This window comes from Acidimicrobiia bacterium (genome assembly GCA_030584185.1).
In the GTDB taxonomy this organism is placed as follows: domain Bacteria; phylum Actinomycetota; class Acidimicrobiia; order Spongiisociales; family UBA11373.
The window spans coordinates 148,757-174,188 of record CP129495.1 but is presented as its reverse complement, the minus strand read 5'-3'; the positions used below and the strand labels follow the sequence as shown (position 1 = coordinate 174,188).

30 protein-coding genes are annotated in these 25,432 nt (G+C 68.9%); 2 read left to right on the top strand and 28 right to left on the bottom strand.

Annotated elements, in window-relative coordinates:
• Window position 1 precedes the first annotated feature (1 nt).
• From pheT to rpe, 9 genes are all read right to left on the bottom strand, one after another.
• Window positions 2–2,353, bottom strand: a complete 2,352-nt coding sequence (pheT, locus tag QY307_00885) for a phenylalanine--tRNA ligase subunit beta (GenBank protein ID WKZ82840.1) — start codon at window positions 2,351–2,353, stop codon at window positions 2–4.
• Window positions 2,350–3,393 (bottom strand): phenylalanine--tRNA ligase subunit alpha, encoded by a 1,044-nt coding sequence (gene pheS / locus QY307_00880; GenBank protein ID WKZ82839.1) that lies wholly within the window; start codon window positions 3,391–3,393, stop codon window positions 2,350–2,352. Before pheS ends, pheT begins: the two co-directional genes overlap by 4 nt.
• Window positions 3,394–3,447: 54 nt before the next feature.
• On the bottom strand, window positions 3,448–3,807 hold the full coding sequence (gene rplT, locus QY307_00875) for a 50S ribosomal protein L20 (GenBank protein WKZ82838.1): 360 nt from the start codon (window positions 3,805–3,807) through the stop codon (window positions 3,448–3,450).
• Window positions 3,808–3,812: 5 nt separating this feature from the next.
• Window positions 3,813–4,010: a 50S ribosomal protein L35 gene (gene rpmI / locus QY307_00870; GenBank protein ID WKZ82837.1), complete on the bottom strand. Its 198-nt coding sequence runs from the start codon at window positions 4,008–4,010 to the stop codon at window positions 3,813–3,815.
• Window positions 4,011–4,012: 2 nt separating this feature from the next.
• Window positions 4,013–4,591, bottom strand: a complete 579-nt coding sequence (infC, locus tag QY307_00865; GenBank protein WKZ82836.1) for a translation initiation factor IF-3 — start codon at window positions 4,589–4,591, stop codon at window positions 4,013–4,015.
• A 211-nt stretch (window positions 4,592–4,802) separates the two neighbouring features.
• Window positions 4,803–5,516, bottom strand: a complete 714-nt coding sequence (locus QY307_00860) for a ribonuclease HII (GenBank protein WKZ82835.1) — start codon at window positions 5,514–5,516, stop codon at window positions 4,803–4,805.
• Window positions 5,513–7,147 carry a bifunctional diaminohydroxyphosphoribosylaminopyrimidine deaminase/5-amino-6-(5-phosphoribosylamino)uracil reductase RibD gene (gene ribD, locus QY307_00855; GenBank protein WKZ82834.1) on the bottom strand — a complete coding sequence of 545 codons (1,635 nt, stop codon included), beginning with the start codon at window positions 7,145–7,147 and terminating at the stop codon, window positions 5,513–5,515. The genes QY307_00860 and ribD overlap by 4 nt, the downstream gene beginning before the upstream one ends.
• Window positions 7,148–7,241: 94 nt before the next feature.
• Window positions 7,242–8,165, bottom strand: a complete 924-nt coding sequence (locus QY307_00850) for a response regulator (protein ID WKZ82833.1) — start codon at window positions 8,163–8,165, stop codon at window positions 7,242–7,244.
• Window positions 8,165–8,824 carry a ribulose-phosphate 3-epimerase gene (gene rpe / locus QY307_00845; protein ID WKZ82832.1) on the bottom strand — a complete coding sequence of 220 codons (660 nt, stop codon included), beginning with the start codon at window positions 8,822–8,824 and terminating at the stop codon, window positions 8,165–8,167. The genes QY307_00850 and rpe overlap by 1 nt, the downstream gene beginning before the upstream one ends.
• A 44-nt stretch (window positions 8,825–8,868) precedes the next feature.
• Between rpe and QY307_00840 the strand changes: the two genes are divergently transcribed.
• Complete coding sequence (locus QY307_00840; protein WKZ82831.1) at window positions 8,869–9,678, top strand: polyphosphate kinase 2 family protein; 810 nt, start codon at window positions 8,869–8,871, stop codon at window positions 9,676–9,678.
• Here the strand turns inward: QY307_00840 and fmt are convergent.
• From fmt to rpoZ, 5 genes are read right to left on the bottom strand one after another with little or no spacing between them, the layout of a single operon-like run.
• A complete protein-coding gene (gene fmt / locus QY307_00835; GenBank protein ID WKZ82830.1) occupies window positions 9,656–10,588 on the bottom strand; it encodes a methionyl-tRNA formyltransferase in 933 nt (310 codons plus the stop codon). The two genes, QY307_00840 and fmt, sit on opposite strands and share 23 nt — an antisense overlap.
• The gene (gene def, locus QY307_00830; GenBank protein ID WKZ82829.1) at window positions 10,588–11,088 is read right to left on the bottom strand and encodes a peptide deformylase; all 501 of its coding nucleotides are present in this window, start codon (window positions 11,086–11,088) and stop codon (window positions 10,588–10,590) included. Before def ends, fmt begins: the two co-directional genes overlap by 1 nt.
• A 32-nt stretch (window positions 11,089–11,120) precedes the next feature.
• The gene (locus QY307_00825; protein ID WKZ82828.1) at window positions 11,121–12,797 is read right to left on the bottom strand and encodes a hypothetical protein; all 1,677 of its coding nucleotides are present in this window, start codon (window positions 12,795–12,797) and stop codon (window positions 11,121–11,123) included.
• A gap of 26 nt (window positions 12,798–12,823) precedes the next feature.
• Window positions 12,824–14,005, bottom strand: coding sequence for a bifunctional phosphopantothenoylcysteine decarboxylase/phosphopantothenate--cysteine ligase CoaBC (gene coaBC / locus QY307_00820; protein WKZ82827.1), 1,182 nt, complete (start codon window positions 14,003–14,005; stop codon window positions 12,824–12,826).
• A gap of 2 nt (window positions 14,006–14,007) precedes the next feature.
• Window positions 14,008–14,235, bottom strand: a complete 228-nt coding sequence (gene rpoZ, locus QY307_00815; GenBank protein ID WKZ83804.1) for a DNA-directed RNA polymerase subunit omega — start codon at window positions 14,233–14,235, stop codon at window positions 14,008–14,010.
• 117 nt (window positions 14,236–14,352) lie between these two features.
• Here rpoZ and QY307_00810 point away from each other — a divergent pair, with 117 nt between their 5' ends.
• Complete coding sequence (locus QY307_00810) at window positions 14,353–15,231, top strand: cytidylate kinase family protein (GenBank protein WKZ82826.1); 879 nt, start codon at window positions 14,353–14,355, stop codon at window positions 15,229–15,231.
• On the opposite strand, the gene mihF is transcribed toward QY307_00810, so the two are convergent.
• From mihF to QY307_00740, 14 genes are all read right to left on the bottom strand, one after another.
• Entirely contained in the window at window positions 15,232–15,543 is a 312-nt protein-coding gene (gene mihF / locus QY307_00805; protein ID WKZ82825.1) for an integration host factor, actinobacterial type, read from the bottom strand.
• Window positions 15,544–15,565: 22 nt separating this feature from the next.
• The gene (locus QY307_00800; protein ID WKZ82824.1) at window positions 15,566–16,159 is read right to left on the bottom strand and encodes a hypothetical protein; all 594 of its coding nucleotides are present in this window, start codon (window positions 16,157–16,159) and stop codon (window positions 15,566–15,568) included.
• Window positions 16,160–16,528 (bottom strand): transcription antitermination factor NusB, encoded by a 369-nt coding sequence (gene nusB, locus QY307_00795; GenBank protein WKZ82823.1) that lies wholly within the window; start codon window positions 16,526–16,528, stop codon window positions 16,160–16,162.
• Window positions 16,525–17,085 (bottom strand): elongation factor P, encoded by a 561-nt coding sequence (efp, locus tag QY307_00790; GenBank protein ID WKZ82822.1) that lies wholly within the window; start codon window positions 17,083–17,085, stop codon window positions 16,525–16,527. The genes nusB and efp overlap by 4 nt, the downstream gene beginning before the upstream one ends.
• Window positions 17,085–18,146, bottom strand: a complete 1,062-nt coding sequence (locus QY307_00785; protein ID WKZ82821.1) for an aminopeptidase P family protein — start codon at window positions 18,144–18,146, stop codon at window positions 17,085–17,087. Before QY307_00785 ends, efp begins: the two co-directional genes overlap by 1 nt.
• Complete coding sequence (locus tag QY307_00780; GenBank protein WKZ82820.1) at window positions 18,143–19,183, bottom strand: 3-dehydroquinate synthase family protein; 1,041 nt, start codon at window positions 19,181–19,183, stop codon at window positions 18,143–18,145. The genes QY307_00785 and QY307_00780 overlap by 4 nt, the downstream gene beginning before the upstream one ends.
• Window positions 19,165–19,665 (bottom strand): shikimate kinase, encoded by a 501-nt coding sequence (locus QY307_00775; protein WKZ82819.1) that lies wholly within the window; start codon window positions 19,663–19,665, stop codon window positions 19,165–19,167. The genes QY307_00780 and QY307_00775 overlap by 19 nt, the downstream gene beginning before the upstream one ends.
• Window positions 19,666–20,814, bottom strand: coding sequence for a chorismate synthase (gene aroC, locus QY307_00770; GenBank protein WKZ82818.1), 1,149 nt, complete (start codon window positions 20,812–20,814; stop codon window positions 19,666–19,668).
• Between the two features lie 30 nt (window positions 20,815–20,844).
• Window positions 20,845–21,432: a hypothetical protein gene (locus tag QY307_00765; GenBank protein WKZ82817.1), complete on the bottom strand. Its 588-nt coding sequence runs from the start codon at window positions 21,430–21,432 to the stop codon at window positions 20,845–20,847.
• Complete coding sequence (gene pilO, locus QY307_00760; protein WKZ82816.1) at window positions 21,429–22,043, bottom strand: type 4a pilus biogenesis protein PilO; 615 nt, start codon at window positions 22,041–22,043, stop codon at window positions 21,429–21,431. Before pilO ends, QY307_00765 begins: the two co-directional genes overlap by 4 nt.
• The gene (locus QY307_00755; GenBank protein WKZ82815.1) at window positions 22,043–22,657 is read right to left on the bottom strand and encodes a PilN domain-containing protein; all 615 of its coding nucleotides are present in this window, start codon (window positions 22,655–22,657) and stop codon (window positions 22,043–22,045) included. The genes pilO and QY307_00755 overlap by 1 nt, the downstream gene beginning before the upstream one ends.
• Before the next feature lie 9 nt (window positions 22,658–22,666).
• On the bottom strand, window positions 22,667–23,770 hold the full coding sequence (gene pilM, locus QY307_00750) for a type IV pilus assembly protein PilM (GenBank protein WKZ82814.1): 1,104 nt from the start codon (window positions 23,768–23,770) through the stop codon (window positions 22,667–22,669).
• A gap of 188 nt (window positions 23,771–23,958) precedes the next feature.
• Window positions 23,959–24,723: a prepilin peptidase gene (locus QY307_00745; GenBank protein WKZ82813.1), complete on the bottom strand. Its 765-nt coding sequence runs from the start codon at window positions 24,721–24,723 to the stop codon at window positions 23,959–23,961.
• 140 nt (window positions 24,724–24,863) lie between these two features.
• Window positions 24,864–25,328 (bottom strand): type II secretion system protein, encoded by a 465-nt coding sequence (locus QY307_00740; GenBank protein WKZ82812.1) that lies wholly within the window; start codon window positions 25,326–25,328, stop codon window positions 24,864–24,866.
• Window positions 25,329–25,432: the final 104 nt, after the last annotated feature.

The following is a 25,432-nucleotide window of genomic DNA, read 5'->3' as shown; positions in this document are numbered from 1 at the left end:
GCTAGGCCCCCCTCAGTCGGCCGCCGAGATCCGATCCAACTCGCTGGGCGATGGACACCCGCACCTCGGAGAGCTCCTCCTCCACCAGGGTGCGATCCGGGTGACGAAACACGAGTCGAACGGCGATGCTCCGCCTTCCGGCCTCGAGCGGTGAGCCGGAGAAGACATCGAACACCCTCAGTTCCTCCAGCAGCGGGCCGGCCGCAGTTCTCACCGCATCCAGCAGCCGTCCCGCCGGGACCCGCTCTTCGAGGTCGAAGGCGAGGTCGAACACCACGGGCGGAAAGGAGCTCGGGGCGGTGAAGGTCGGTGTCAGGGGGGTGAGAGCGCTCATGTCGATCTCGCCCACCGCAAGGCGTCCCGTCACACCGAACCTCTCGGCAGCGCTCGGATGGAGCTCGCCGACGATCCCGACCTCGTCGCCGTCGACGACCACCCTCCCGCTGCGTCCCGGATGCAGGCCGGGGACGGCGCGTTGGTCGAGGTCCCACCGGCGGTGCATCTGCCTGAACAGTGCCGCCACCACGCCGACGGCGTCCGCCGCCTCGCCGCCACCCGATGGTGCTGCCACGAAACCGAGGCGGCGTGGCTGGTGCGGCAGCTCGGCGACACCCGTCGGCTTCAGGAAGGCAGCACCGATCTCGAACAGGGGCGGCTCGCCGAGGCTCCTCGCCTGGTTCAGCGCCACGCCCCGAACCAGCCCGGGAATCAGGGTGGTGCGCAAATGGCGCTGGTCATCGGCGAGCGGGTTGCGAACCCCCACTGCCCGCCGGCGTTCGTCGTCGGCGGGGATCCCCAGTGCATCGAGATCCTCGATCGCCATGAAGTCGAAACTCCATGCCTCGAAGTAGCCGGCGCCGACCATCACCTGGCGCACCAGGCGTTCGGCACGCTCCTCCGCCGGAAGCGCACCGCCGCGGCCGAAAGGAAGCAGCGCGGGGATGTTGTCGAAGCCGTGCAGACGGGCGATCTCTTCGACCAGATCGGCCGGACGGCCGACATCGGGACGGAACGCAGGCACCTGCACCTCGAGATCCTTCTCTCCGGTGACTCCGAATCCGAGGCGCCGCAGGTAGTCGGCACTCTGTTCCGGCGTCACCGGCACGCCGAGCAGGCGCTCGGGCTCGCCCGCGGGCAGGACCACGACCGGCGCCGACCACGGGCGCGGGTTCTCGTCGATGAGAGCGGGAGCAGGATTCGCACCAGCCAGCCGAGTGAGCAGTTCTGTGGCCCGCCCCGAGGCGATCGGCGGCAGCGTGGGGTCGACCCCTCGCTCGAACCGGGCCACCGCCTCCGAACGGAGCCCGTGCCGCTTCCCGGTCAGCAGGACGCCCGCCGGCTCGAAGTGGGCGACCTCGAGGAGCACCCTCGAGGTCGACTCCGACACTTCGGTTTCCTCGCCACCCATCACCCCGGCCAGGCCGATCGGGCCGCCGGCATCGGCCACCACCAGATCCTCAGTCGTCAGCGAGCGATCGACGCCGTCGAGGGTCCGCATGGTCTCTCCAGGGAGGGCCCCGCGGACCACGACACGATCACCCTCGATCCGATCGAGGTCGAAGGCATGCAGCGGCTGGCCCAACTCCATCATGACGTAGTTGCTCACATCGACCACGTTGTTGATGGGACGCAACCCCACCGCTCGAAGCCGGAGACGCATCCACAGCGGCGATGGTGCCACCGTCACGCCCCGCAGCTCTCGCGCCGTGAAGCGGGGGCAACGATGCGGGTCGTCGATCTGCACGGTCACCTCCGTGGGCGACCCCGACTCCTCGACTGAGAAGTCGGGAAGGCCCACCGGCAGATCGAAGTAGGCGCCGAGATCCCGTGCCAGACCGTGCATCGACATGGCGTCGGGCCGGTTGGGGGTGATCGCCAGGTCGAAGATCACGTCGGGGAAGGGAAGCGTCGCAGCCAGATCGTCGCCCGGCTCGCCGGCATCGAGGTGCATGATGCCTTCCGCAGGGTCGCCAAGACCGAGCTCCGACTCGGAGGCGATCATCCCCGGTGAGGAGATGCCGCGGATCTCCTTCTCCCCCACCTGGAGTCCACCGGCGAGCACCGACCCCACGGCGGCATAGGCAACCAGATCGCCAGGACCGAAGTTCCATGCACCGCACACCACGCGCACCGGTCCCGAACCGGCGTCGATCGTCGCCAGTCGAATCCGATCGGCCGACGGATGAGGCTCCACTGCGATGACTCGAGCTACCAGGACGCCCGTGAACGGCGCCTCCAGGATCTCGACGCTCTCGACCTCCAGACCCAGCGAGGAGATGGCGTCGGAGAGCCGGGCCGGCTCCATCTCGGGCAGATCGACGAACTCGCGCAGCCAGCGAAGGGAGGCCTTCATCGGTACTGCTCCAGGACCCGTCGATCGGCGGTGAAGAAGTGGCGCAGCTCGGGCACTCCGTAGCGCATCATCGCCAGCCGGTCGAGACCCATGCCGAAGGCGAAGCCGGTGACCAGGGCCGGGTCGTACCCGACGTTGCTGAGGACGGCCGGATCGACCATGCCGCAACCGAGCAGCTCTATCCACCCCGATCCGCTGCAGATGCGACACCCAGACCCGTCACAGGCGAAGCAGGACACATGGAGCTCGGCGGACGGCTCGGTGAACGGGAAGAAGTGGGGCAGGAACCGCAGACGCCGACCGGAGCCGAAGATCTCGTCGGCCAGGTGCTGGAGGGTTCCCTTCAGGTGGGCGAAGGTGATTCCCTCGTCGACGACCAGGCCTTCTATCTGATGGAACACGGGGGTGTGGGTGGCGTCGGCGGTCTCCCGGCGGTAGACCCGCCCCGGTGCCACCACGTACACCGGAGGATCGTGACTCTCCATCCAGCGCACCTGCATTGTCGAGGTCTGGGTGCGCAGCAGCACCCCCTCGGGATCATCGCCGTGATCGACGTACAGGGTGTCGCTCTCCAGGCGCGCCGGGTGAGCATCCGGGTAGTTGAGTGCCCGGAAGTTGTGGTAGTCGGTGTCGACCTCGGGGCCGCTGGCCACCGTGTAGCCCAGCCCGACGAAGATGTCCACCACCTCGTCCCACACCTGGCGGACCAGATGCGCGGCGCCGCGGGGCGGCTCTCGTGCGGGCAGGGTCAGATCCTGCCACTCTGCAGCCAGGCGGGAATCGAGTTCGGCCGCCTCGAACTCGGCCCGACGTGCTCCGAGGGAGGTGCGCAGCCTCTCGGCCGACTCGTGCACCGCCTTGCCCAGGACCCTGCGCGCCTCCTCCGGCAGGTCCTTCAGAGATCTGCGGGCCGAGACGATCGGCGACTCGGCCCCTAAGGCCTCCGTCTCGAGTGCGGCAACCGCTGCTGCATCGTTCGATAGATCGAGGCGCCTCAGCACCTCGGCTACGAACTCGTGCAGGGATTCGGCTGAGGTCATGGCGCCGGAAGGTTAGAGGCTGGCCCCGGAAGCCGGGATGCCGGCCTCGGGGCCTCAGGCGTGGGCGGCTCCCGAAGTCGTCCGCACCAGGTCCCCGAAGGCCTCGGGGTCCGACACCGCCATCTCGGCGAGCATCTTGCGGTCGACCTCCACCTCGGCGGCCTTGAGGTCGGCCATGAGCCGCGAGTAGGTGGTCCCGTTTGCCCGAGCCGCGGCGTTGATGCGGGCGATCCACAGCCTGCGGAACTCACCCTTGCGCGCCCTGCGGTCGCGGTACGCGTCCTGCATGGCGTTCATGACCTGTTCGTTGGCCGTTCTCAGCCTCCGGCTGCGCGCCCCCTTGTAACCCGAGGCGCGTTCGAGGATCTTGCGACGCTTCTTCTGGGCGTGTACCGAGCGCTTGATGCGTGCCATTTCCGCTACCTCCCCAACATCCGCTTGACGCGTGGAGCGTCGGAGCGCGCCACCTCGGCTTCACCCTGGAGTCGGCGCAGCCGCCGTCCCGACTTCTTGCCCATGACCAGGTGGGAACGCCAAGCCTGCCGGCGCATGATCTTGCCCGACCCGGTGATCTTGAATCTCTTGGCGGCGCCTCGCCGCGTCTTCTGTTTCGGCACGTTCACTCCTCCTCGCCGGCACCCTCATCGGGAAGTTCGCCGTCGATCGTCGCCGCCGGCCGCCTCTTCCCCGGGGCCAGCTGCATTGTCATGTTGCGGCCCTCGAGCCGGGGCGCCTGCTCCACGGCCCCCCACTCCCCCACTTCTTCCACGAGCCGTTGCAGGACGCGGGACCCGAGCTCGGGATGTGTCACCTCGCGACCCCTGAACATCATCGTGACCTTGACCTTGTCACCGTCGCCGAGGAACTCCAACACCCGCCGCTTCTTCCACTCGTAGTCGTGGTCATCGGTCTTGGGGCGGAACTTCACTTCCTTGATGACGGTCCGGGTCTGCTTCTTGCGAGCCTCTCGTTGGCGAACCGACTGCTCGTACTTGTACTTCCCGTAATCCATCATCCGGCAAACCGGTGGGTGAGCATCGGCCGCGACCTCGACCAGATCCAAGCCGAGTTGGTCGGCCAGGTACAGGGCCTCGTCGATCTTCAACACACCGATCTGGCTCCCGTCGGGCGCAACGACGCGCACCTCCTTGGCCCGGATCTTGTCATTGATCCTCAGTTCCTGTGCGATGTTCTCCAAACCTCCTGCATGGCGGTCACCTACCCGCCGGCGTGTCCGACGCCGGAAACACTCCCGGAAAAGAGGAACGGCGGCTCGGTGCTGCCGCCGTCAATGGCCCGGCGCAGTGGCCGGCTCCAATCGTCGGACCTCGGCGCACCGATGGTGGCCGGGTGGGAAGCAGCGCCTCCACTTCTCTATGGGCGGAGTATACGGAAGTGGACGAGCGGGATCAATGCGACGGGAAGATCCGGCCCTGCGAGGTGTCCCGCTCCCTTCGTCTCAGGCCGTTCCAAGGCGTCGCATCCATGAACACCCAGGAGAGGCGGTGGATGGCACTAGGCCCGTACCACTGCAACGCCGCCCGGTGCCGGGGCCCCGGATAACCCTTGTTCCCGTCGAAACCCCAATGTGGGTAGTGCTCGGCTTCGGAGCGCATCAGGCGATCCCGAGTGACCTTGGCCAGTATCGAAGCTGCGGCGACCGAGAGGCAGGTGGCGTCTCCACCGACCAGCGTACGGGTGAAGGGGTGGCCGACGAAGTCCCAGGAGCCGTCGACCAGGACGGCGTCGGGCTGGAGGTCCAGGCGGTCGATGGCGCGCTCCGCTGCCAGGCGCTGCGCCGCCGACATCCCGAGACGATCGCACTCGTCGGCGGTGGCATGCCCCACCGCCCATGACCGGCACCAAGACGCGACCCGATCGAAGAGGCCCTCCCTCTCCGGCTCGGTGAGCAGTTTCGAGTCGCGCACCTTGTAGACCCGTCGGTCGGCGGGCAGCACAACGGCGCCGACCGAGACCGGACCGGCCCATGCCCCCCGCCCCACCTCGTCCACGCCGACGACCACCTCCGCACCGCATCCCCACAGTGCCTTCTCCTCGGACAGATCCGGTGCATCTCGGCGCAGTGAAGGCCTCAGCGGAGCGATCCGGCCCTGTGCTCTCATGGCTCCACTTCGAGCAGATGGCCCATCCGGGTCGCCTTGGTCTTCAGGTACCCGCGGTTCTCGGACGTGACCGCGGTCTCCAGCGCCACCATCTCCTCGACGACGACCCCTGCTGCTCCCAGACCCAGTGCCTTCGCCGGGTTGTTGGAGAGGAGCCGGATCCTCCCGATCCCGAGGTCGTGGAGGATGGCGCCGGCGATGCCGTACTCGCGGGCGTCGGCAGGGAGGCCGAGCTCCAGGTTGGCCTCCACCGTGTCCCTGCCGAGGTCCTGCAGGGCGTAGGCCTGCAACTTGGCGCTCAGCCCGATTCCACGACCCTCGTGCCCGCGCAGGTACACCAGAGCGCCCGAGCCCTCGGCGGCGATTCGCTGCAGGGCGCGGTGCAACTGGTCGCGACAGTCGCACCGCCTGCTCCCGAAGACGTCGCCGGTGAGGCACTCGGAGTGAACCCGTACCAACGGCGCAGGGCCCTTGCGATCGAACCCGCCCAGGACCAGCGCAACGTGTTCCTGGCCATCCTGCCGGTATCCGATGACCCGGAACTCAGCCTGGTCGATCGGGAGCCGGGCCTCGGCCGTTCTGACCGGAGCCGGCCGCCCGGCGACCCTCCCTGCCGGCACGGCCTCGACCCGCAGATCCCCCTCGAGCAGACGCACCGAAACCACGTCGACGCCGTCGAGACCGGCCACGGTGGTGAACCTCCCCTCCAAGACCGGCCGTCCCACCCCACCAGCCAGGCCGGCTCCGTAGTACAGGACGTACCGGTCCACCAGACCCGCCCCATTCAGTGCCCCCGCCAGCGTGGGGCCCCCTTCCACCAGCAGATCGACGATCCCGCGCCTTCCCAGATCCTCCATGACGGCGACCAGATCGACCCCGGTGGCGCCCGGGAGCACCACGACCTCGGCCGGCAGGTCGAGCGGGCGCGGTGAGTAGACGAGGGGATGCCGGGCGAAGAGGCGAGCGTCGGCCGGGAGATCTCGGTCACCGGCGATTATCACCGGCCTCGGATCTGGAGAACCGGCCCCCAGGCGCACCGTGAGCCTGGGGTCGTCGGCCAGCACGGTGCCGGCACCGACCATGATGGCGTCGGAACGGGCCCGCAGCTCGTGGGCGTCGCGCCGGGCCTCGGGCCCGGTGAGCCACTGTGAAGTGCCGTCGGCCGCCGCCGCCTGACCGTCGAGGGTTGCGGCCATCTTCAGCGTCACCCGCGGTCGTGCGGAGCGCCGATGGTGCAGGTAGCCGGGGTCCAGTGCCTCGACGAGGTCCGCCCCGGTGCCGACGGTCACTGCGATCCCCCGGGCGCGGAGGTGTTCGACCCCTTTGCCGTCGACCCGGGGATCGGGGTCGAGAACGCCCACGATCACCCGGGCGATCCCGGCGTCGATCACCGCCTCCACACAGGGCGGGGTGCGGCCCTGGTGCACACAGGGTTCGAGGGTCACCACCAGGGTGCCGCCACGCGCCGCCTCCCCCGCCTCCGCCAGCGCCACCACCTCTGCATGTTGCCCCCCGACGGCCCGATGCGCCCCGCCCCCGACCACCGCCCCGGAGGAATCGAGCACCACCGCCCCGACGCGAGGATTGGGATGGGGATGATGCGGTGAGGCCAGCGCCACTGCCCGTGCCATCGCGAAAAGGTGTCTGTCCACGGGTGTCTCCCGGACGGTTCGGCATTGGAGGCGGCTCGGACCGGGCGAGTGTATCGCCCGGAGGGGCCCAAGCTCAGGTGGTGCGGCGATCCACCTTGTAGGAGGAACCGGCCTCGGTCTTGGCGTGTTCCTTCATCTCGGAGGCGACCGCCGAGGCCTCCCATTCACTGGCGAATGACCGTCGCAAGTTGGTGGCGACTCCCATGGAGATCGAACAGATCGGGAAGGCATGGCGCTCCCCTCGTCGATCGATGACCTCGACGAAGCCGCGCATCGCCTCCTGGGGGTCGTAGAAGTCGAGGATGCCGTCATCGAACCTCTCCACGACCGCCTTGCAGAACTCCTCGACCACCTCGGGGTTCATCACCAGGATGAAGTCGTCCCCGCCGACATGGCCGATGAACGCTCCGGGGTCGCCTATCTCCACCGCCGACTCGACCAGCGTGTTCGCAGTGAACTTGATCACCTTGTCGCCGCGCATGAAGCCGTAGTGGTCGTTGAAGGCCTTGAAGTTGTCGAGGTCGGCGTACACGACGGCGAGGGGGAGCCCGGAGGACACCCTCAGCTGCAGTTCCTCGGCGATCCGGAAGTTCCCCGGCAGACCGGTGAGCGGCGACAGCTCCCGCATCGTCTTTGCCCGTCGCAGCACCGAAGACACCCGAGCGAGCAGTTCCTCGACGGCGAACGGCTTGGTGACGTAGTCGTCAGCCCCGGCGTCGAGACCCTTGACCAGCTCCTCGACGGAGGCGGCGACCGTGAGCAGCACCACCGGAACGTTGGCGGTGGACGCCCCGCCCTTCAGCGAGCGCAGCACCTCGAATCCTGCGGGATCGGAGACGTCGAGAAGCACCAGGTCTGGAGGGGTCATCGCCGCTCGGGTCAAGCCGGACATGGCGTCCTCCGAGGCCTCCACCTTGAAGCCCTCGGACTCCAGACGATCGCGCACGAACTCGAGCAGTTCGGCGTCGTCGTCGATCACCAAGATCGTCTCGCCCATCACGTCCCATCTATCGCGTCTCTCAGTTCGGCGATCGCCGCCGCCGGGTCGGGCGCTCCGAAGATCGCCGTACCGGCCACGAACGAGTCGGCGCCGGCATCCCGGGCCAAACGTGCCGTGGCGGGGGTGATTCCACCGTCGATCTGGATATCGGCCTGCGAACCTCCCGAGTCAACCGACTTTCTCGCGGCCTCCACCTTGGGCAGAACCTCCTCGATGAACGACTGGCCTCCGAAACCGGGCTCCACCGACATCACCAACAACACATCCAGGGTCTCCAAGAAAGGCTCGGCGGCGGCGAAAGGAGTGGACGGGTTGAGGACCAGCCCGAATCGAAGCCCGACCCGGCGCGCCTCTCGCGCCGCCGGGACCGGATCGGGATGGACCTCCACATGAACGGTCACCAGGTCGGCACCGGCCCGGCGCAGTGGCTCGAACAGTGCCACCGGGTTGGTCACCATCAGGTGGCAGTCGAACTCGAGGCCGGTCAGCCTGCGCAGGGCGGAGATCACCGGCATTCCAAAGGTCAGGTTGGGAACGAAGTGACCGTCCATCACATCGAGATGCAGGTAGTCGACGAGACCCTCCACCCGACCGATCTCCTCTCCCAGGCGGCCGAAGTCGGCGGCGAGGAGGGATGGCGCCAGCTTGGCTTTCACGACGGCGAGGTTACCGGCGTCCGCCGGTGGACGACGCCTAGCCTGTGGGAATGGACCGATATCGAGTTCTCCCGGGCCATGCCGCCGATCTGGCAGCTCGGGACCCCGGCGAGCACACCCTGGCATCGGGAGGCAAGGCCGAGGGCAAGGCGGCGGCCGCGGCGCTCAACGACCGGCTCGAGCAGCTGCAGGAGGTGTTCTACGCCGACGGTCGCCACCGCCTGCTGGTGGTGCTGCAGGCCATGGACAGCGGGGGCAAGGACGGCACCATCCGGCACGTCTTCGACGGGGTCAATCCTCAGGGCGTCAAGGTGGCCTCGTTCAAGAGGCCGACCCCGATGGATCTGGCACACGACTACCTGTGGCGGGTGCATCCCCATGTGCCCGGCGACGGCGAGATCGTCATCTTCAACAGGTCTCATTACGAGGATGTGCTCGTGGTGCGGGTCCATTCGCTGGTGGCCGCTGAGGTGTGGGGCCGGCGCTACCAGCACATCAACGATTTCGAACGGATGCTGGCCGATGAGGGCACCACGATCGTGAAGTTCTTCCTGCACATCTCGCCGCAGGAACAAGCCGACCGCCTGCAGGCACGGATCGACGACCCGACGAAGCAGTGGAAGTTCGCCAAGGGAGACCTGGCGGAGCGGGCCCGCTGGGACGACTACATGGCTGCGTTCGAAGACGCCATCACCGCCACCTCCACCGAGTGGGCGCCATGGTACGTGGTGCCTGCCGACCGCAAGTGGTACCGGAATTTCGTCGTCGGCAGCGTGCTCGTGGACACCATCGAGGCCCTGGACCCTCGCTACCCGCCGCCTGAGGAGGACCTCAGCGGCCTGGTCGTCCGCTAGCCGGCAGGAACTCCGCCGGGGCACCACGGCGGCCGTTCATCCATGCCGCCGCCGCCATCGCCGGGCGGCCCTGCGGTTGCACCTCCAGCAGCTCCACGGAGCCGTCGCGGCACCCGAGCAGCACCCTGCCCCCCCGCTTCTCGGCGACTCCAGACGGAGGACCTTCCACGGATGCCGGCCGGGCACGCCACAGCTTGATGCGTCCCTCCTCGGTGAGCCCCCACGCCCCGGGTCGAGGGTTGAAGGCACGGACGGCCCGTCCCGTTGCCACGGTCCCGTGGCGACGGGGGTCGATGAACGCCTCATCGGAGTGGATCCGTCCGGCGTGGGTGACCCCGTCCGGATCCTGGGGAACCCCGGTCGCCTCGCCGTCGGCGATGGCCCGCAAGTGGGTCCTGATCAGGTCGGCACCCATGGCTGCCAGCCGAGCGGTGAGCTCCCCGGCGCTCTCTTCGCCACCGATGGCGGTGGATGCCGAAGCCAGGATCGGCCCCGTGTCGAGCCCCTCGTCGACCCTCATCAGGGTGACACCGGTCAGCTCGTCGCCCGCCAGGATTGCTCGCACCACCGGACTGGCCCCCCGCCAGCGGGGCAACAGCGAGAAGTGGACGTTCACGAAACCGTGGTCCGGCACCGAGAGCAGGGAGGCCGGGAGGATCCGTCCGTAGGCGACGACGACGGCCACGGAACAACCCTCCAGGTCCCCTGCCACATCCGCAGGGTGGGCGGGCTGGAGCACGCCGAGTCCGGCAGCCAGGGCCGCCGACTTCACCGGAGGCGCAACGGAGCGCCCCGACCTGCCCCGTGGCCGGTCGGGCCGGGTGACCACGAAGGCGACCTCGGACACCTCCCTGAGCGCATCGAGTGATGGCACCGCCTCCTGCGGCGTGCCGAAGAAGGCGGTACGCATCAGCCGACGCCCCGCTCCAGGGCCTCCCGCCTCAGGTCCCGCAGAGCCTCCCGGCGATCCCGCCGGGAGAGCCGTTCCAGGAGGAGCATCCCCTCGATGTGGTCCAGCTCGTGCTGAAGGACCCTCCCCATCAGCTCCTCCCCCTCGTACACGACCTCCCTGCCCGCCAGATCGGTGCCTCGAGCCCGGGCGTACGAGGGACGCGTGATCGGCCAGTAGTGCCCGGGCACCGAGAGGCACCCCTCCTCGTACTCGGCCGTCCCCGAGGTCTGCTCCAGCGTCGGATTGATCAGATGGTGGGGTCCATCGCCGGCGTCGAACACCACCACGCGTAGGGAGACTCCGATCTGTGGCGCCGCCAGACCGACTCCGGGAGCGGCGTACATGGTCTCTGTCATGTCGTCCACGAGCCTCGCCAGAGCCTCGCCGAACTCGGTCACGTCCGCCGCCCGCAGCCGGAGCACGGGGTCGGGATGGGTTCGGATGGGGAAGATCGCCATGGCTCTCCTGGAGGCGCGCAGGCTAGCCCCGTCTAGAGATCGGTCGGGTCGGCATCGATCCGCACCCTGACTCCCGCCTCACGCCACTGCCCCACGATCCGACGGAGCACGGCCCGGGCCTGTGCCAGGTCGGGCCCCTGGATCAGCCAGCGAAGGCCCTCTCCGGCAGGTGCCGGACCGTGAACGCTCGCCCGGCCTCCAAGGAGCCTCCCAAGCCCGCCGGCCATCGCTGCCTCCAGCCCGGTCGCCTCGAGGGCGATGACTTCACCCGCTGGAGGAAACCCCAGAGCGGAGCGAACGCCGGCGTCGCTTCTCACCACAGGCACCGGAGCCCCGGCGACCAGGGCCCGCATCACCGAATGGGAAGGGTTGGAGGTCTGCACGAGAGCCCTCCTGCCCGGGCCGCGGCCGGCGGCGGCCGCGGCGCGACCCAGCAGGCGCAGGCCATCTTCGGTGGCCCGATAGTGGGGTGCCATCACCGGGCCGTCGCCGTCGACCACGATGGTCAGGTCGACCTCGAGTCCAGGCAGATCGCGCTCGCTGCCCACCACGACACGCCTGCCCGAGTCGACGGGACCGACCTCGTCGCGAGGCACGATCCGGGCCGTCTCCGACAGCACGCGAGGAAGCCCAGCGCCCAGCGACTCGAAACGCCGCCCTCCACAGCCGGTGCACGAAGGGACCGGTGTCGAGCACCGGGGACAGACCTCCGACTCCCCGGGCGCCGCGCCGCACGCAGGACAGGCTCGCAGCAGGCGGCACCGCACGCATCGCTGCGCCACGGTGCGACGGTGTGTGAACACCAGAACCCGCCTGTCGCCGGAGGCGCGCAGTGCGGCGGCCGCCATCTCGGAGAACAGGCTCTTGCCCGGAGCCTCGACACTGCGGTCGACGACCTCCACCAGCCCCCACGGCCGTGCCGTCTCGACCACATCGGTCGCCCGCAGCACCGCCTCTGCCGAGGGAACCAATGCCAGCATCGTGGTGGCGAAGCCTTCGGCCTCCGCCCTCTTCAGGACCAGATCGCGAGCATGAACGGTCGGCGTGGCGCGATCCTTCATCCCGCGCCGCCCCTCATCGGCGAGCACCACGAGCCCGAGAGCGGCCACCGGCCAGAACACCACCTCGCGGGTGCCGATCAGGAGTGTGCCCGGCCGGGTGGCGGCCTCAACCCATCTCCTCGTGATCTCTGCCGCCGGGGTACCCGAGGAGACCGCAGTGATCGGCATGCCGAGAGCCGCCCCCAGGGAGGTCGCAAGGGCTTCTGCCTCGACGACCGTGGCGCACACGACCATGACGGACCGACCGGAGAGGAGGAACCCCTCGGCCTCGGCGGCGATGACCTCAGTCCAGGGAAGTGGCGCCACCACCAGGCGACGAGACGACGCGTCCCCTCGCCGTACCTGCGGGATGGTGCCGACACCTCTGGCGACGTTGGGAGGGCTCGTCTTGCTCAGCACCGCCGCCAGGGGTGCCACGTAGTGGGCGGCCGCCCACCGCAACACCTCGAGGGTGTCGACGCCGAACACCGGCAGGTTGCCCGAGGTGGATAGAACCGACCGCAGACCGGGCCGTTCTCGCTCTCCACCCACCACCCAGCCGCGCACCCGGCGGCCGCCGAGGGGCACCCGGACGACGCTACCCACGGCGAGAGTCATCCCGTCGGGTACGGCGTATGCAAAACCATCATCGACGGCAAACGAAGGCACATCCGGCACGACCCGGACGGCACCGCTCAGCGAGGGCGTTCCTGAGTCACCAGGTCCCACAGCCGCTCCGCCACCGCCGACTTGGTCTGGAGGGGCCAGTCCTGACGCCGGCCGTCCGGGAAGAACACCGACACCACGTTGGTGTCGGTTCCGAACCCGGCCCCGGGGGCGGTCACGTCGTTGGCGACCAACATGTCGACCCCCTTCTCCACCGCCTTCGGGGCCGCAGCCTCGGTGGGACCGGCCTCGGCGGCGAAGCCCACGAGGAAGGGACGGGGATCGAGGGCCGCCACCCCGGCGAGGATGTCCGGCGTGGCCTCCAACACCACCTCGGGCGGCCCCGAGGCACGGCGCAGCTTCTGCTCGGCCGAGTGGGCGGGTCGGAAGTCGGCGACGGCAGCGGCGAGGACGACCACATCGGAGTCGACGGCTCTCGCCCAGACCGCCTCGGCCATCTCCTCGGCCGTCTCCACCCGAACCACCTCGAACGACCCTCGCGAGGGCGGCTCGCCCGCCGTCACCAGCACCACATCGGCTCCACGACGCCAGGCCGCCTCGGCGATGGCGTTTCCCATCTTCCCCGAGGAGCGGTTGCCCAGGTAGCGAACCGGATCAAGCGGTTCCCGCGTGCCGCCTGCGCTGACCAGCACCCTCCACCCTGAGAGGTCGCCACCGGAGAGGGCTCCCTCCACGGCGGACACGATCTCTTCGGGCTCGACCATCCGACCTGGGCCTTCGTCGCCACCGGCGAGGGCGCCGGTGGCAGGCCCGACCAGGGTGACACCGTCGCCGGCGAGAGTCTGAACGTTGCGACGCGTCGCCGGGTGCTCCCACATCTCGGTGTGCATGGCGGGGGCCATCACCACGGGCCCAGCGAAGGCGAGGATCGTGGCGGTGAGGAGGTCCTCGCTCTCGCCGGTGGCGAGACGGGCGAGGGTGGCGGCAGTGGCCGGTGCCACCACGATCAGATCCGCCCAGGATGCCAGCTCGGTGTGGGGCGAAACGGAGTCCTGTCCGAACAGCCCGGTGAGCGGCGGGCTGCCGGTGATGGCGGCCATCGTCTGCGGACCGAGGAACTCGGTGGCCGATGGCGTCATCACGACGCGCACCTCGGCGCCGGCCTCCACGAGGCGTCGAGCCAGGTAGGCGGCCTTGAATGCGGCCACCCCCCCGGTGACGCCGAGGACGATCCGCCTACCGGCGAGCATGGTTATTCGCCGGCGTCGACGACGACCTTGTCGGCGGCGATCTCCTCGAAGGCGATCGACAGTGGCTTGCGCGACAGCGAGTGCACCTGAGGCGGCACGTAGGCGCCGATGCCATCGCCGAGCTGGTTGAAGTAGGCCTGGATCTGTCGAGCACGGCGAGCCGCCAGCACCACCAGGGTGAACCGATGGCCGGTGCGCTGCAGGACGGTCTCGATCGGAGGCTCGATCATCATGATTGGAAACCCGGGTCGGGGACGGGACGAGTATACCGGCGCCTGGTCCCGCTTCTGCCACCGGGATGCGCAGGGGACGCTGGTAGCCTGGCTCGCCCAGCCGACAGAGGTCCCGTGACCGCCCCCTCCACGCCGCAGCAACGGATGATCTCCATCGCCGGGCACGTCGGAAGCGGCAAGTCCACGGTGGCGCGCATCATCGCCGACCGCACCGGCATGGACCTCTTCTCGACGGGTGGCGTGTTCCGCCGCCTGGCCGACCGGTTGGGGATGACCGTCCTCGAACTAAACGAGTACGCCCGCGGTCACCCCGAGGTCGACGACGAGGTGGACGGCCACCTGCGCCGCCTGGCCGACGACCCGCGTCCACTGGTCATCGACTCGCGCATGGCATGGTTCTTCGTGCCCGATTCCTTCAAGGTCTTCATCGTGGTCGATGCCGCCGAGGGTGCCCGCCGCGTCTACGGGGCCGGACGCCACGACGAGCACCACGACTCGATCGACGCCGCTCGGGAGAAGGGAAAGACACGGGAGCGGGTCGAGGCTCGCCGCTACCTGGCGCTCTACGGGGTGGTGCGCGACGACTGGCGCAACTACGACCTCATCGTCGACTCCACCCATGCGCCGGCGGAAGCAGTCGCCGATGCGGTCTTGTCAACCGTGGCCTCGCCGCCACCGATCCAGCCGCGCTGCATGCTCTCGCCGCGCCGCCTGCTTCCCTCGCGTGCCCGGGGCACCGACTTCGCCGTCGGGCCGACCTCGGACATCTCGGTCGCGGTGTGCGACGGCTTCCCGGTCATCGTCGCCGGCCACGGGACGGTGATGGCAGCGATCGAGGGAGGCAGGTCCCTCGTCGAGTGCCGGCTCGCCGCCTATGGGCGTCCGCCGTCGCGGTCAGGCGTCACGCCGGCCAAGGTCCGGGCGTGGGAAGCGGCCAACGGGTTCTCGTTCGACACGCTGCCGGCCTGGGCTCGACCCGAAGAGGAAGGCTGATCAGCCCAGGGCGTCGAGCAGAGCCCGCTTCTGCCTGATCCCGAGTCCACGCAGCCGGCGATTCTCGGATATTCCCAGCTGCTCCATCAGTCGGCGCGACTTCACCTTTCCCAGACCGGGCAGGGCCGTGAGGAGTGCCTTCACCTTGATCCCCCCGATGAGGTCGTCGTGTGCCTGCTCGAGGACCTCCGCAAGACCGGTCTCACCGCTGCCCAGCGCCCGTCGGACCTCGGCACGTACCCGCCTGGCCTCGGCGGCACGCTCCAGTGCGACGGCTCGTTGCTCGGGCGATAGTGCCGGCGGGTCTGTCACTCCACTCCTCCAGTGGGTCCGGTCACTCTATCAATCCCGCCGCGATTCCTGGGTCGGTCACCAGGGCCGCATCGGCGCCCCGTCGCCCGGCCTCCTCCAACTCGTCGCGCGAGCCCACGAAGGCGAAACGGAATGCCTCGAGGCCCGCCACCACGCCGAGATCGGAGAGGGTGCACATCACGCCAACGGCTCCAACCCCCACTGCGGCCCGAGACAACCGGGATACCACGCTTCCACGCGATCCCCCAAAGAGCCTCAGTGATGCCGCGTCGTCGATCGAAGGTTGCAGTGTGGCCGCAGCCACCCGCACCCCGACACCGGCGGCGGCGGCGACTCCGGAACTGACCGCCTCGACTCCCGACGACGCGTCGACGACGACCCAGGCGGCACCGAGACGACCCAGTCTGCGCACGGCCTCGGAGACTTCGGGCCCGGGCCCGGAAATCGGCACCTCGACCAGGACCGGGCCGTGTTCCGCCAGGGCACGCACCACGAGCGGCCCCACCCCCATGATGAGACCGACAGGCACCGCCAGCCCGAACTCGCCTCCGAGCCCGGATGCGTAGCGCAGGGCGTCCTCGGCGCTACGGCCCGGAACCCTCACGAACGTCTCCACCTACTCCTCCTCGGTCGAGGCGAGTCGGGACAGCACTCCGTTGACGAAGCCGGCGGAGCGGCCGGTCGAGAAGCGGCGGGCGAGCCGGACCGCCTCTGAGATCACGACCGGCACCGGCGTGTGCGGCCGATTGCGGAGCTCCCAGAGGCCGAGGCGAAGGATGTTGCGGTCGATCGGAGGCATCCGCTCGACGCGCCATCCGGCGGCGACCTCGGCGATCTCGGCGTCGAGGGCATCGCGGCACTCCCACACCCCGGCGACCATCTCGCTTGCCCTCCGGCTCAAGGTGCCCAGGTCGGGGTCGGTGTGGCGCTGGTCGGCTTCGTAGAGGGCGGCGAGGGCGTCATCCCGGGCCTCCCCCGGTTTCATGAGACCCGAGTCATGTACGACCCGGACCGGGTGTCCACCTTGATGCGATCGCCCTTCTCCACGAACAGGGGTACCTGCACCACCAGCCCGGTCTCCACGGTCGCCGGCTTGGTCCCGGCCGAGGATCGATCCCCCTTGACCCCGGGCTCCGCCTCCACGACGGCGAGTTCGACCGACACGGGGAGGTCGATTCCGATCGGCCCCCCACCGTACAGGGCGAGGTGGACCGTCTCGCCCTCGATCAGATACCAGGCCGCATCGCCCACGTCGCTCTCCGACATGGTGAGCTGCGTGAACTCCTCGCCGTCCATGAAGTGGAATCCGGTGTCGTCGCGGAAGAGGAACTGATGAGCCCGTCGTTCGACGATCGCCTGCTGCACCGACTCGTCGGCTCGAAATGTCCGATCGACCACCGCCCCGGTGATCAGGTTCTTGAGGCGCATGCGCACGAAGGCCTTGCCCTTGCCCGGCTTGACGTGCTCGTACTGAACGATCTGGAAGATGCCGTCGTCCAGGTCGAGCGTCATGCCCGGGCGCACATCGTTGGTGGAGACCATCAGAGGGTCAGGCCCTTCGGGGATCGGGTGAGGACCTCGCAGCCACCGGCGGTGACCACGGCCATGTCCTCGATCCGAACACCTCCCACACCTGGAAGGTACACGCCGGGCTCGACCGTGACGACGTCGCCCTCGCGCAGGAGATCGTCGTTGCCGCGCCGTACCCACGGCGCCTCGTGGATCTCGAGCCCCACCCCGTGTCCGGTGCTGTGCAGAAAGTGCTCCTCGTATCCATGCGCCCGCAGCACGGCGCGCGCCGCTTCGTCGACATCGCCACAGGAGACACCGGCGGCGATGGCGGCCAGCCCCGCCTCCTGGGCCTCCAGCACGGCTCCGTGGATCTGGACGATCTGATGGTCGGGCTCGCCCTCCAACCAGACGGTTCGCGACATGTCGGAGTGGTAGCCATCGACCACACACCCGTAGTCGAGAAGCAGCAGGCCTCGGCCCACAGAGGCTCGTCCCGAGCGGTAGTGCGGGATCGAAGCGCCCGCGCCTGCGGCGACGATCGCCTCCCACCCGGCTGCATCCGCTCCCCGGGCACGCATCTCGTCGATCAACGCCCATCCCAGTGCCACCTCTGAATCGGCCCCGGCGGCCAGCCTGCCGATGATGGCGAAGGCGGAGTCACCGGCGGCCGCAGCCTCACCAAGGGCCGCGATCTCCTCGGCCGACTTGGTGCGCCGCAACTCCTCCACCGCGCCGCCCGCCCTGCCGGGTTGGACACCGGTTTCGGAGGCGAACTGGTCGGCGAACTCCCAGGTGACCCCACCCTCCTCCAGTGCAACCGATCCCGCCGCGGTCGCCAGACGGCGCAGGACATCCCACATGCCCGACGTGTACACGACCAGCTCAACGCCGGGGAGGGCGGCGACCAGGCCTTCTGCCATCTCGCCATAGCGCCCGTCGGTGACGAAGGTGTCGGATCCGGCCGGGTCGAGCAGCAGATAACCGTTGCTCCCGGTGAAGCCGGTCAGGTACCTGAGGTTGGGCAGCCGGGACACCAGGAGTGGGGAGTCGAGGGTCGTGCGCAGCGCCTCGATACGCGATCCGTGGTTCACGGGCTTCGTCCTCCGATTCCGATGGCGGCCAGGGCGGCCCGTACGGTAGCGTCGCCCACCACGCCGACCCGCGGTCGCCCGATCGCCTCGAGGAGCACCATTCGTGTCTCGGCACCTCGCCGCTTCTTGTCGAGTCCGAGGGCGTCATCGAGGGCAGAGGGGGCAATGTCCGGAGCCTCCACCGGCAGGCCGAGAGCTGCGACCATCCCCCGCACCGCCTCGGCATCGGAGAAGCCGGCGACCGCCGCCGAGGCGTACGCCTCGGCGACCATTCCCAGAGCAACGGCCTCGCCATGGGGCAGTCCGCTCACCGTCTCGACGGCGTGGCCGATCGTGTGCCCGAAGTTGAGGATCTCGCGCCGGCCCCCCTCCAGCGGATCGCTCTCCACGATCGCAGTCTTGGCGGTGATGGCAGCCCTCACGATGCCCTCGAGGGAGCCACCCGGAAGCGCCGCCCCGACCATGTCGACCAGGCCCGGATCGGCCACCAGGCCCACCTTCAGGGCCTCTGCCAGCCCGTGGCGCACCAAGTGGACCGGCAACTGGTCGAGGACGTCCAGATCGACGATCACGACCTCGGGTTGCCGGAACAGTCCTATACGGTTCTTGCCGCGGGCGTTCACCGCCACCTTGCCCCCGATGGCGGCATCGATCGCCCCCAGCAGCGTCGTCGGAACCAGCCCACATCGAACGCCACGCAGATAGATGCCGGCGACGAAGCCCCCGAAGTCCGTGACCGCTCCTCCCCCTACCGCCACCACCATGTCGGCGCGCTCGAACCCCGCCTCTTCGAATCGATCTATCACCCTGGCGGCGACTTCCAGGCTCTTCGCCGCCTCGCCGTCGGGCACCGGCAGCACAAGAGACTCCGCCCCCAGAACCCTGGCCGCTTCGGCGAGCCGGGCTGCATGGGCCGCCGGTGGGCCCGGCTGGGTGAGGAAGGCGACCCTTCGCGGGATGAGGTCGCCGAACAGCTCGCCGGCATCCGGACGACGCCCGAAGAGGACCTTGCCGCCGACTACCGGAAGGCGTTCCATGCCGCCACCACCTCCCCTGCCACGACCTCCGCGGTGCCGGTCGCATCGACCTCGGCGTGCGCCGCCCGCCGATACAGCCGTCGGCGCTCGCCGAGAATCCGTCTCAGTCGGACGGCTGGGTCGTCGGTGAGCAGTGGTCGGTCCTCGGCGCTCCCGAGCCGGGCCACCAGCACATCGAGTGGCGCCACCAGCCAGACCACCATGCCGCTCCTCCTCATGAGCCGCCGCGACTTCCCGGACAGGATGACACCGCCGCCGCACGCCACCGCCAGCGGCCCGCCGGCCAGCTCCTCGACGACCTCGTCTTCGAGGGACCTGAAACCGGCCAGGTCGTGCCGTACCCACTCGGCCACCGACATCCCGGATCGATGCTCGACCTCTTCGTCGGTGTCGACGAACTCCCTCCCAAGAGTTTCGGCGACGATCGGGCCCACCGTGCTCTTGCCCACACCCATCATCCCGACCAGCCAGAGCGTGGCCACTCAGAATCCGGCCAGCCGTACGGTGTGCGCCTCGGCTCCGTAGACGAAGGCGGTCACGGTGTCGCCGCCGAACACCCGCAGCGCCTCCGATGCCAGCACCCAGGCCACCATCTGTTCGGCGACCACGGCTGCAGCGGGTACCGAACACACGTCGGACCGCTCCCGGATCGCCTCGGCAGGTTCCTTGGACACCACATCCACCGTGCGCAGCGGTTTCATCAGGGTCGCCAGCGGTTTCATGGCGGCTCGCAGCCGGAGCGGCTGGCCGGTCGAGATGCCGCCCTCGATGCCTCCAGCCCGGTCACTGCTGCGGTCCCACCCGCCGGGACCGAACTCGATCTCGTCATGTGCCGCCGAACCCGACAGTGTGGCCTGCGTGAACCCGTCGCCGATCTCCACCGCCTTCACGCCGGGGATCGACATCACCGCCCCGGCAAGGGTCGCATCCAGCCTCCGGTCCCAGTGGACATGGCTGCCCAGTCCGGCCGGCACGCCGTAGGCCATCACCTCGAACACACCGCCGACGGTGTCGCGTGCCTCCCGCGCCCGGTCGATGGCGGCCACCATGGCCTCGGTCCCGGCCGGGTCGAGGCAGCGGACCGGTGAGGCATCGACCGCCTCCCCGTCTTCGGGACCCGGGCGATTCCCCCCCGAGGTGGCGTCTCCGATGGCGACCACATGGCTGATGACCACGACGCCCACGGTCGCCAGCAACTCCTTGGCCAGCCTCCCGACGACTGTGCGAGCCGCAGTCTCTCGAGCCGACGCCCGCTCCAGGACGTCGCGGGCGTCGTGGGTTGCGTACTTGAGCATTCCCGCAAGGTCGGCATGACCCGGCCGAGGTGCGGTCAACGGCCGCGAAGTCTCGCCGGGCGCAGGGCTCATCTCTTCCTGCCAGCGTGGCCATTCGGTGTTTCGCACCGACACCGCAACCGGTGCGCCGGTGGTACGCCCGAAGCGAACGCCGCCCAGGATCTCGAGATCGTCCCGCTCCAGGGCCATGCGCCGTGAGCGGCCGTGTCCCTGCCGCCGCCGTTCGAGCTCGGCCGACAGCATCTCGGCGGTGACGGTCAGGCCGGAGGGAAGGCCCTCCACGATGGCCACCAGCCCCGGGCCGTGCGATTCGCCTGCAGTCAGGAACCTCAGCATCGGCGCCGATGGTACCGATGCCGAGGGACGCTACTTGAGGATGCTCTGCCCCACGGCCAGGGTGAAGGCGTTGCCCTTGTAGGTGAAGACCCCGGCGTTGCTGGTGAGACTCACCACCTTGAAATCGGTGGCGAAGGTGTCCCCGACCTCGACCGTGTGGCTGACACCGTCCACCTCGACCACGGCGACCAGTCCCGATTGTTCGCTCCTGATCTCCCAGAGCGTCACCCTCACTCCCGAGGGCTGGTCCCCGGTGGTGGTGGTCGTGCCTCCCGCCGAAGTCGTCGTCGTGCCACCGGCCGAGGTCGTCGTCGTGCCTCCCGCCGAGGTCGTCGTCGTGCCACCGGCCGAGGTCGTCGAGGTCTCATCGGGTGGTGGGGTAGTGATCAGGGGCTGGAACGGGTCCCGTGGCTGTCCCACCGGGTAGTCGTCGTCCACTTGGAATCCACCGAGCGCCGAGGTCACCAGGGGGCCAGCCCCCGCCGGTGAACTGGGCAGTTGCGATTGGCCACTGGAGAAGACACCGGCCGAGGCCATCAGCCACATCGATGCCAGTGCGGTGGCGACCAGTGCCGTGGCGACGACGATCGAGACCGCAGTCCGCTTCGCCCCGGTCATGGTGTGTCGCCTCCCCCGTCATCGGGCTCGGGGGCGGAGGCAGCCCCCTCCGCACCTTCGGCGGGGATCAAGCCGCTGAGCGTGAAGAGGCGAAGCTCGAGACCCGCCGAGATGATGATCGCACCCGTCTCGGACTCACTCGAAGACAGCGACACCGCATCGACGCGCACCAGGCGCTCCATGTCGGTGAGCCCGAAGAGGAACCCGAGGATCTCGAAGAACTCCCCCTCGATCTCGCAGGACACCAGGATGTCGCGAAGGGTGCTGGTCTCGGACACCGGTGCCGCAGGGGTTGACGGCGCCAGGGTCAGCAGGTCGACGCTGGTCGCCTGGGCGAGGGCATCGATGTCCTCGATGAACTCGTCCAGTTCCGGCTCGGTGGGAATCAATGCGGCTAGCGAGTCGAGCGCCTCGACGTACTCGTCCTCGCTCTCGCTGATCTCCTCCAACTGCACGATCTGCACCCGCAGCCTCTGTTCGGTGTCCACCGCCGCGAACGTCTCGCGCTCCAGATCGGCGATCTCGCCGTTGCGGGGGCTGATGAGGAACATCCACCACAGCACCGTGATGAGGAGTACGCCGAGCACGGCGAGCAGGAGGTTGCGCTTCATCACGGCACCTCCGGGATCAGGCTATCGGCTCGGTCCGAGGCCGCCCGATCGGTCAGCACCGCCGTCGATGAGAAGGTGACGACCTCCTCCTCACCGATGACGCCCTGCGACACCGTGCTCACCCATCCTGCGGTGAGGCCGGCGAACTCGGTCGAGTCCAGCGATCGCAGCCACTCGGACACGTCCGGGAACGAAAAGCCGACGCCGCTGAACGACACCTGGCCGAGCAGTCCCGGGATGGTCGAAGCCTCCACACGACCGTTGAAGGTCTCCACCCACACCCTCGGCGGGATCAGACGGGCAAGGTCGTTGAGCAGGATCCCCCAGTCGACGTCCACCTCCAGGGCGGTGCGGACCAACGTGGCCCGGGCCTCGAAGTCCTGTTGGATCTGAGCACTCTCGCCGAGAGCGGCGACACGCCGCTCCAGGTCTCGATTGATCACCAGTTGGGCGTCGCGCTCCTCGGCGGCAGTCGACACCTTTCCGCTCCAGTAGAAGACGCCCACGCCGAGCAGCACCAGATAGGCCAAGAACGCCACCACGCCGAGGGCCACCTTGCGGCGACGGGACCTCTCCCTTGCGACCTCGGGCGGCAGCAGGTTGATCGGCCTCACGGCATGCTCCTAGGCGACATGGGCGAATCGGTTCGTAGGCGGCACCACGAAGGAGCCCCACAGGGCGAGCCCGACGGCGGCGGGAAGGACGGGCTGCAGGGCGAGCAGGTCGGCCTCGGTCATCTGCAGCCTGCCCACGGCCACCTGGTCCAGTACCCGCACCGGCTCCACCCGCGTGGCCAGTGTGCGTCCCAGACGGTTGGCCAGGTGCGGAAGGCGTGCGCCGTTTCCCGAGATCACCAGACGCTCCAGGGCGTGCTCCCCCGCCTGCGTCAGGTAGTAGTTGATGGAACCCTGGATCTCGTCGATCAGGGCGTCCGCCGTCCGGGTGAGGATGCGCCGGGCCAGCGACTCTTCGTCATCCCCTGCAACCGCACCTTCCGGGACGACTCCGACACGCCGCTTCATCGCCTCTGCGTCCTCGCGACTGAGTGACATGCCGGTCATCAAGGTCTCGGTGAAGTGCTCCCCGCCGGTCGGAAGGATCCGCACGAAACGGGTGATCCCACCGCGCACTATCGCCACCTGGGACATCGACGCCCCGATGTCGAGCAGCGCCTGTGGTCCGTCGCCGCCTTCGAGCAGGTCGGTGCCGAATGCGGCTCGGACCAAGCCGAACGCCTGGAGATCGATGGCCAGCACGCCGAGACCGGCACCGGTGGCCACTCGCACCAGGCCTTCGACCATGTCCCGCTGGGCGGCCACTACGAGGATGGACATCATCAGGTCGCCCTCGGGAGTGGTGTACTCCTCGAGGGGCACGAAGTCCAGGACGGCGTCCTCTACGGGAATGGGAATGGCGTCCTGAACCTGGAAGGGAAGGGCATCCGCCATCTCGTCCTCCTCCAGGTGGGTGACCTCCACCTGGCGGACGATCACGCGCTGGTTGCCGATGCCGACGACCACGCGCTTGCGCGGCAACCGGTTTCGCTTCCAGAGTGCGGCCACGACCTCGGTCACGGCGTCCTCGTCGGCGATGTCTCCTGCCCGAACGGCGCCCGGGGGCAACGGCATCTCGGCGAAGCGCCTCAGCACTGCGCCCGACTTGGCGGTCTCCACCACTGCGGCGCGCACCGCCTCCGACCCGATGTCGAGCCCGACCGTCACCGACATGGGGCAGCTCTCCAGATGGTTTCGATGGGAACCATCACGGCTCCTCGCTGTCTCACAGGCGTGTAGTTACGCCCATGTGATCACAGGCTAACGGGCTGCCACCCCATCACCAAGCACCGCTGCGCAGAAGGCGAATCACTCTTGCGCGCTGCGCGCCATGCTCTGGCCGCCACCCACAAACCAAGGGCTCACAGGCCCAGATACCAGGAGGAGATAGCCTCACCGAACCCGAGCCCGATGGCGGCGCCCAGGGTCATCGCCGGGCCGAAGGCGATCACGTCCTTCCTGCCCACGCGTCGCGCCAGGAGCAGCAGGATTCCGATCAGCCCTCCGACCGCGAACCCGCCCATGACCGCAGTGAGCAGCGCGCCCCAAGACCGATAGGCCGTGAACTCGCCGAGGAGGAACGCCAGCTTGACATCGCCGAACCCGAAGCCTCCTCGTGCCGCTATCGCCAGTAGCAGCAGACCTCCGAAGTAGGCGCCGCCACCGATCAACGCCCGGCCCAGGGCGCCGATCTCCCCCTCCAGCGCGGCGCCGGCGGCGAGTAGAGCCGTGCCCACTGCCACGCCGGGGTACAGGATCCGGTTGGGGATGCGACGGTGGGTCAGGTCGGTGACCACCAGGGCGACGACGACTGCGGTTGCCCACAGATAGGCGGGAAGCACCCACGACGGCCCAATGAGCCAGGCGACGAGGCCGAACGCGATCGCGGTGCCTGCCTCGACGGCCGGGTACCGCAGCGATATCGGCTTCCCGCAGTGCCGGCAGCGGCCCCGGAGCAGTAGGAACGAGACCAGAGGGATGTTGTCGCCGGCAGCGATCTCGTGGCCGCACTCCGGACACTCGGAGCGCGACCGCACCACGCCCTTGCCGAGCGGAACGCGGTGGGCGACCACGTTCACGTAGCTGCCGATCAGGAGCCCGGCGAAGGCCGCTCCCCAAATGATCATGACCCTCCTCGGGTGAACCGCCGTCGGAGGCTAACCGGGTCAGGACGCGACCAGGGGGCGGGATTTCCCGCCCCCTGGATACGACCGATCATGTGACCGACCGTGGGACCTGGGACGCCGATCAGGCGCCCGCAGGGGTCTTACCAGCCGCCCTGGGCGTAAGCGTCAGGTGCAGCAGCCGGGCAGGCTGCGGCGCTGAGGTCGGTCGCCCCGTAGAACGTGCCGGCCGTGGCGCTCTCCCACACGGAGAAGAAGTTCCCCGAGTCGGACTGGCGGGTGATGCAGACGACGTCTGCGCTCGCCGCGTTTAGGTCGAGGTACACGCCGAGAGCCGGGCTGGCGTTGATCACTGCGTTCGGCTCGAACGCGGTGATGTTGGCCGCCGTCTCGGTGTAGTCGCCGTTGTCCAGCCAGTAGGCCTTCTCGGCGAGGAGCACGTTGCGCACTTCGCTCTGTGCCGAACGATCCTGGGCCGAGCTACGGAACCCGAGGAACGACGGAATGGCGATGGCGATGAGGACTGCAATGATCATCACCACGACCATGAGCTCGATGAGCGTGAACCCCTCGTCGCGGCGCATGGCCCGACGAATGGTCTTCAGCATTGTGAGAACCTCCTGGATCTCGGTTCGCCAGCCGGTTGGCTGGACTCCCCCATTCATCGGCGCGACCGTGGCCGCCACTTGAGGCACTTCTGACGGAAGCGGGT